4 protein-coding genes are annotated in these 7,478 nt (G+C 63.7%); 1 reads left to right on the forward strand and 3 read right to left on the reverse strand.

Features of this window, described 5'->3' with window-relative positions:
- Position 1 precedes the first annotated feature (1 nt).
- Positions 2–1,738, reverse strand: coding sequence for a UvrD-helicase domain-containing protein (locus E5P3_RS35280; protein WP_162590644.1), 1,737 nt, complete (start codon positions 1,736–1,738; stop codon positions 2–4).
- Positions 1,739–1,935: 197 nt separating this feature from the next.
- On the opposite strand from E5P3_RS35280, the gene E5P3_RS35285 reads away from it, so the two are divergent.
- On the forward strand, positions 1,936–4,086 hold the full coding sequence (locus E5P3_RS35285) for an RNB domain-containing ribonuclease (RefSeq protein WP_162590645.1): 2,151 nt from the start codon (positions 1,936–1,938) through the stop codon (positions 4,084–4,086).
- Positions 4,087–4,999: 913 nt separating this feature from the next.
- Here the strand turns inward: E5P3_RS35285 and E5P3_RS35290 are convergent.
- Entirely contained in the window at positions 5,000–5,368 is a 369-nt protein-coding gene (locus tag E5P3_RS35290; protein WP_162590646.1) for a hypothetical protein, read from the reverse strand.
- Between the two features lie 60 nt (positions 5,369–5,428).
- Entirely contained in the window at positions 5,429–6,853 is a 1,425-nt protein-coding gene (locus tag E5P3_RS35295; protein ID WP_162590647.1) for a replication initiation protein, read from the reverse strand.
- Positions 6,854–7,478 lie beyond the last annotated feature (625 nt).

Raw genomic sequence — 7,478 nt, forward strand, 5'->3', positions numbered from 1 at the left:
TTCAGGCCGCCTCAAAGTTGGGGGATTCGGGACGCGCCGCGACGACGCTCTGCATGAGCTCGAGCGAGCGAGTCCGCTCGGCCTGCAGTTGGGGCAGTTCCTTGAGCCACTGCTCGGTCTCGTCATTGAGCTTGCACATGCCCCGCGCGCGCGTGATGCCGACGTACAGAAGGTTCACTTCCTGCTCGCTCGCCTTGGAAAGCTCACCGGTCTCGCAGATCTCCTTCTCGGCCTCGAAGAGGAACTCGAAGTCGTTGCCGATGCGAACGCAGTCCCATTCCATGCCCTTGGACTTGTGGAGCGTGGTCATAGTGAGATCTGCCGCAGCCGGATCTCTCACCTCGTGCTTCTTCACCTCGGAGACGAGTTGCGGGATCTTGTGCTCGTGGCGTTCGACGACCTTGATGAGCATGCGGGTCTCGGTATCGCGCGACGACTCGGAGTAGTCGACGAATTCGTTCCACGAGCGGAACCGCTTCATGAACGGCGCCCGCACCGCATGCAGTGAGCGCGCCCAGATGTTGTAGGCATCGACGATGACGTCGAGGTTGTAGTTCTGGACGCCGCCGAGCCAATGGATGCCGCGGCCCTGGCGGGCGACAGCTTCCTCGAAGAGGCCCGAGTTCGTCCGGGTGAGCAGCGTCGACTGCCGGCTCCAGCCGGTGTCCTTGCCCATGCCCTGGATCTCGATCGATTCGCCCTTGAGGTTCTGCAGGATCTTATTGGCCACGTCCGCCGTCTTCGGGCCGAAGCGCCAGGTGCGGGGCATCGTGACGACGCGGCTGCCTTCGAGCGCCCGTAGGTTCTGCATGGCATTTGTGGCGCCCCGGAAGCCGAAGATCGACTGGTGGCGGTCACCGATGGCCAGGAGCCGGCAGTGATCGAGTTGCCCCATGACCAGCTGCTCGGTGAGCGGGTTCGTGTCCTGCGCCTCGTCCAGGATCATGCAGTCGTAGGAGAGGTGCGGCTCCGACATCGTCCACAGCTTCAGGTACGTGTCGTGAGTCACCGGCATCGTGGAGCCGGGTGCGATGATTTTTTGCCAGGCGCTGCGGGCGTGGCCGAGAACGATCTCCTGCTCCAGCGGCGTCAGGCCCCAGTCGGCCAGAGCCGCCAAGTGCGATTCGTTGATCTCGAAGTCCACGCTGGCATAGAACGACGCGAGCGTCTTGCCGATGCAGCCGGCAATGCGATTCTCCACTCCCAGCTGCTCGGCGATGTCGCGCGGGCGCCAGGACTGGACGAGGCGATCCTTGAACTTGTGGCCGATGGCATTGAATGCCAGGCTGTGCACGTTGTACACCTCGACGTTCGACGGGAAGCGCTGACGGGCTTCGTCCGCGTTCGCGCGGCCGAAGCACAGGTAGATCATCTTCTCGCGCGGGCGCGACGCGGCGTAGCCCACAGCGGTGGTGGTCTTGCCCGAGCCGGCCACGGCCTCACCGATGAGGATGTGGTCCTTGGCGTCGATGAGCCGCTGCTGGTTTTCGTCGTACTTGACCGCGCGCTTGGCCGGAGTAGCGACGCTTGGCGTGGAGACGCCGTCGGCGTCGACTGCCGCGCGAGCCGCCTGGAACACGATCGACTGCGCCCTCGCCTTCTGGTCGAACTGGAAGCGCAGCGTGCGGGCACGCTCGATGAGCGCGGCAGTCCCTCCGCCGCCCGGTTGCGCTGCCGGTTGTGGGCGAGCAGGCGCGGCAGGCTTTGCCGAGCCAGGAGGTGGGGGAAGGATCGCCATGTTGCCTTTTAGTTTTCGTCGAAATTCTCCGCAAACTCTTTAATTTGTGCGGAACTATTGCTGCGGGTTCTACTTGGTTGCGGCAACAATACTCGAAACAATCGCGACGACCGACTTTTTTTTAATCGGCGGACGCCGCGTGCCACGCGCGGCTTCATCCTTGACGGCGCAACCTCCCCTCTGCGCACAATGGTTCCATGGACAACGACATCGCCCTTTTCACCATCGACGCAGAACATTCACGCGACCTGGACGACGCGATCGGGATCGCCAGGACCGACTCCGGCTGGACGGTGCGTGTGGCCATCGCCAACCCTTCTGCCTGCGTTGCGATCGGCGGTGAAGAGGACCTCGCGGCCCGTAAACAAGGCGCGACCATCTACCGCGGTCGCCAGGCCACCAGGCCCATGCTCCCGCGCTCGATCTCCGAGGACCAAGCTACGCTGACAGCGGGTGTTCCAAGGTCAGCAGTCCTCATCGACCTCGAGCTCGACCAGGGCGGCGGGCAGGTGGGCACGCACCTTTCCCTGGGCGAGATCACGGTGTTGCAACGCCTCTCATATATGGATGTGCCGTCCATCGCGTCCGACCAGTCCCACCCGCTGCACCTGGCCATGGTGGACGCGATCGCGATTGCGCGGGGCTTCCTGAAGCAGCGGCGCGCGCGAGGCGCCCTTGCCTTCCTGGACCAGCAGCAGCTGCTTCTCACCGACGAGGAAGGGCGTGTGCAGCACTTCGCCGCCGGCGAGATGGTCGGGCACCTGCTCGTGCAGGAGATGATGATCGCGGCGAACGCTGCCATCGCCGAGCTCGCCGCCAAGAGCGACGTCCCCTTCCTATATAGATCCCACGAGCCGCGGATCTCTGCGCCCCGAGGCCTCGCCGCGGCGGAGTCCTTTGAAGCTTGGATCGCAGGCGGCCATGCCACCACGGCAGCTGCAACCGAGCGGCTCAACCTCATCGCGCAGAAGGCGCGCTACACGAGCACCCTCACCGGTCACTACGGCTTGAACGTGCCAGCGTACGCCCACATCACCTCGCCGCTGCGCCGCTACGCTGACCTGGTGGATCAACGCCAACTCGTCGCAATGATCCAGGGCAGCCCCCTGCCCTACTCGCAGAACGATCTGAACGCCATCGGCAACGAGCTGTTCGAGGCCTCTGAGGCGGTTGCTGCCGAGACGGCCGATCACTTCAAGGCTCCGGTGCTCGCCAAGGCGCGGGCCGCCCTGGAAGCGAGCGCCCAGCACGCCCTGCGCAACCTGGCCGACAACGAACTGGGCCAAGCTGTGAAGGCGGGCCTCGCGGGCACCTTTGCGCCGGCGCTCGTCGACGAGCTTCTGCGCCGCATGGCAGCCGGGACGCTAGCCGACAAGATCTCGGTTCGCTTCATCGAGGGCCGTGCCGCAGTGCCGCCGGCTATCGCCCACGGCTTCATCTTGATGGTCCGGGCGAAGCCGGCCGCGGCCGTGTCGTTCTTGCACCATGCGCGCGCCAAGAACCTGGTGAGCGATTTCGAGGTGCAGTTCGAGGAGCTTTCCGGACCAACCTTCAAGGCGACGGCCACCATGCGCGACGTGGAGCGCGGCGCGACCTACCGAGCGGTCGCCAACGACTCCAAGAAGAAGGCGGCCGAACAGGCGGCTGCGGTGCTGGCGCTTTGCGATCTGATGGGTGTCGCCCGGCCGGCGCCCAGTGCTGAAGACGAAGCGCCTGCGGTGGCGCCCACCCCCACAACCCCTCAAGAGCCCCCTGCTCCCGCGCTGGCTCCCCTGACCGGCAATCCGAAGGGAGCACTGCTGGAGTACTGCCAGAAGCACAAGCTGGGAACGCCGACGTTCGAGAGCACCTTGGCCGGCCCGTCGAACGCACCTGCGTTCGTCTGCACGGCCGAACTCGCCCTCGGCGAGGAATCCCTCTCGGCACGCTCCGATCCGGCGCCGGCGAAGCGCCGCGCTGAAGGTCTCGCTGCCGAGGCGCTTCTCGTGCAGTTGGTGCTGCGCCTGGCGCGCGCCAACCAGGCCGAGCCGCCGGTGGCGCCGCCCGCGCCCGCGCCCGAGGTAGCCTCGGCCGAGGCGGGCACGGCCCCAGCGCCGGCACCGTCGGCCATCGATCGCGGCCGCTCGATCCAGCGGCTCCAGGAATATGTGCAGAAGGCCGGGCGGCCGCTGCCCGCCTACGAGTTCGTGGAGATGTCAAAGACGCCGAGCGTGTTCGAGTGCGCGGTTCGCCTCGACCTGGCAGGCGGCACGCTCGAGGCGCGCGCCACGGGCCCCTCGAAGCAGGCGTCAAAGGGTGCCGCCGCCGTGCTCGCGCTCGGACAGCTCGCCGCCGCCGCCCCCGCTTGATCCCCGTGGCCGGGGATTCTTGCGCTCTTTGTTGCGTAGCAAAACAATAAGCGCAGCAAAGACGCCCTGGTGCGGCCACGGCGCTCTCCCAGGGCTCGTGCCGCCAGCTGGTCAGACACCTCGACCTGACCGAGAGATCGCCCTGCCCCGCCCTCCTCCACTGCATGTCGACTCAGCGGACGACGCTTAGCCGTCGCTTTGATGCTCCGCGCAACAATGCTGCCTCCTGCAGCTGGCGAGGGAATGCTTCAGACCTCGCTTGCCATGATCGATCGATCTACTTTTCGGCGGTTCCGGTGGGCTCTTAGACGCCTCCTTTGTTGCGCGTATTGTTGCGCCGAGCAACAATGATCAAAACAACCGAGGCGATCTCGCGCGCGTCGAGGCCGCCCGCACATGGATGGGCAATCCTCCGCGGATTCGTCCCAACCGAACATGGATTCCACCCGAACTGGTTCACTGGGGGGCTTTCCCTAAGATTAAGAAAATCCGTACGTTTCAATCCTGCCTGGGTCGATGCGACCGGACCGCCCTGCCCTGGCCTGGACGGCGATGACAGTCGACCAAAGCCGCGAGCACAAGCACGGCACTGGATGCACAAGCCCTGACGACAAAGGCCCCGACGACCTGGCACGTCGGCACCCTGTGTCCAGGATCTAATCGGGCTGGGATCGCCTGGCCACCAGGATCATCTTTGTTGCGCTCTTTAGTTCGCAGCGCAACAATGTTCGAAACAAATAAATCTGTCCTAACAGGCGCTCATCGGCTTCGCACATTTGCTCGCGCAGACCGCCCGCACATGGATGGGCAATCCTTCGCGGATTCGTACAAACGAACATGGATTCCTCCCGAACGGCTTCCCCGGGGGGCTTTCTCTTAGATAAAGAAAATCCGTACGTTTCCCGATCGAACGTCATCCCCGAGGAGTGAGCCTTGCCGCGGGTCGGTGCACGTCATTGCGGTCGGACTGCAGCGCGATCTCGCACTCATAGAGAACGCCCGCCAGGCAGTACATGAACTGCCACCGAGCGCCAGGCGGCCGCGGCGCGCCGGTTTCGTCGTAGTAGACGATGATCCCGGCGTCACGCAGATCCCGCAGGGCGAACTCCGCAACCAACGCGCTGTCGAAGGCGTCGGCCTTGAGCGTCACCACCCGCGCGGCATCGTCGTACTCGACCTCCTCGATCTCCAGATCCATCAGAGACGAAAAGGAGTGCTTGTAGCGGCACGGGCCCGGCCGCGGTTGGAAGGCAGGTTGTGGCGTGGTGGTCGTGGTGGTCATCGATGTGTCCTGTCTTTGCTGGACCATTTGAGCACGCCGGGGCCACACCGGGCCGCTCGACTATTCGAGCCGGAGTGCTCCGTCGGGCAGCTCGCCGCCCAGGCTGAACTCCAGCAGCTGGTCCGCCGTCGGCTCCTCGTAGTGCTCGCGCGTTGCCAGCCACTTGAAGAACGTGTGCTTGGCCGACTTGGACTCTACGCCCTGCTCTGCCCATGCCCGAGCGATCGCCGGCAGCATCCGCGGAACCTCCTCCTCTTCGAACTGCTGACGCAGTTCGGCTTGCCGCACGGGCGTGAGCTTTGTGCGGTAAACAGCTTCGGCTTCGCGGGCGAGCGCGCGCACCCAGTCTGCCACGAGGTCGCTGCGGGACTTCCTGACGGACGGCGACGCCTTTCTCTCCGGTGCCGGGGCGGGTGAGTCGCTGCCCACGGACGGCACCTTTGAGCCGTTGTCGGCGTGGCCAAGCGCAGCGTTTGAGTTTGCATACCCCTTCTTCAGAGCGTCACGAAAGAACGCTGCCGGCGACTCGATCTTGGGCAGGGCCGCGTTTCTCATTCGCTCCTCAACCAGATCGGTCGTTCTGCGCAAGAGGCCTTCGTCGTTCTGAACGTAAATCTGCCCGGCCTCCGGCTCCCGGAAGCCAAAGGCTCGGATGCGGGCCAGGAGCTCAAGGTCAAAGATGTTGCGCGGTTCGTTCACGCCCAGGCTGCCCTGCGCCTTTCGATGCACCCTGAGTTGCAACTCCTCGACCCGCCGGCCATGGCGGTGCTCGATGAGCTCGAGGGTGAACTCGTCCTGGATGTCGTCGACCTCCTTAAGCGACGGCATCAGGACATCGCGTTTGAAGTACCGGTACTCCATCTCGCGGTCCCCGCGACCGGTCAAGGCGGCGATCCACCAGGCGACGTCCTCGCGGTGCGTCAGGCCTCCGGGCGAGGTGAGGTAGCGAAGACCGATTTCCGCCAGGACAGCGCCCCCGAGCGACCTCACGTTCTCATTGAGTTCCACCATCATGCGGGTGTACTGCTTCGGATCGAGGACGTAGTCGCGGACGACGTCGGGGAAGTTCCACGTCAAGATCGTGGGGTGAGGCGGCCCGAGTTCCTTGATTTCGACGGTCCCCAGGATCTGGGACGAAGTCCAGTAGGCCTTGCTGGTCTCATCTGAGTTCCACTCGATGAGGGTCGTCTGCATCTCGCGGATGTAATCCTTGAACAGTTCCAGCCCGTTGCTGCCGTAGTGCGCCGAGGCGACCAGCTCAGACAGCGGCATCGAGAACGAGCCGGTCTGCATGGGCCGGCCCTTGCTTGCATCCCGCAGCCTTTGCATGTGCTGCTGCTGTGCGTGGTAGACGAGTGCTTGGTGGATCTTCCAGGTCACCAAGGTGATGCGGCCTTTCTTCGCGCGCATCCCGACCATCTCATTGGCCTTACGGAACCGCTGCTGCTCCTGCACCGCTTTGCCGTTCGGTGGTGAGGCCTCCACGATCTCCCAAGCCCCATCCCCTTGCGAAGGAGTTGGAGCGGGTCTCGGGGGTCGTGGTGAGGCGGCCATCGGCGCGATTCTCAACGAAAGGTGGTGATTGATCAACGGATGGACTCCGCTTTCATGTGAATCGTGAAAACCGTGCTTTCACATTAGGCGTGAGCCGCCTTGATCTCTTTGAGAAGGACACTTGAAACCATTGAAGATATTGGGGGGCAAATAAGTCGTTTGCTGACAACGACTTAGGCCTGATGCGCGGAGCCCAGGCGGAGAATAACGTGAGCTCAGACGGAGAATGACGTGAGCTTAGACGGAGAATGAAACGGTCAAACGTGAGATCAGACGGAGGATGACGTGAGATTTCACGGAGATTTGCACCGCAATGGTGCAGAAAGTATGCATTTCGCAGGCTTCGAGCGGCCTGGAAGCCCTACTCGGCCCCCATTCTCCGTCTGAGCTCACGTCGCCATGAGGCTGATTCTCCGTCTGAGCTCACATTGCCCGGTGTTCATTCTCCGTCTGATCTCACGTTAGGAAGTCACCCGATTAGAAGATTTTTGCTTGAGATTGCAAAAAGCTTAGACTACGAGAATTCCTAATAACCGTCGAATCATGAAGGAGCGCC

It is taken from the genome of Variovorax sp. RA8, from assembly GCF_901827175.1.
Taxonomy (GTDB): domain Bacteria; phylum Pseudomonadota; class Gammaproteobacteria; order Burkholderiales; family Burkholderiaceae_C; genus Variovorax.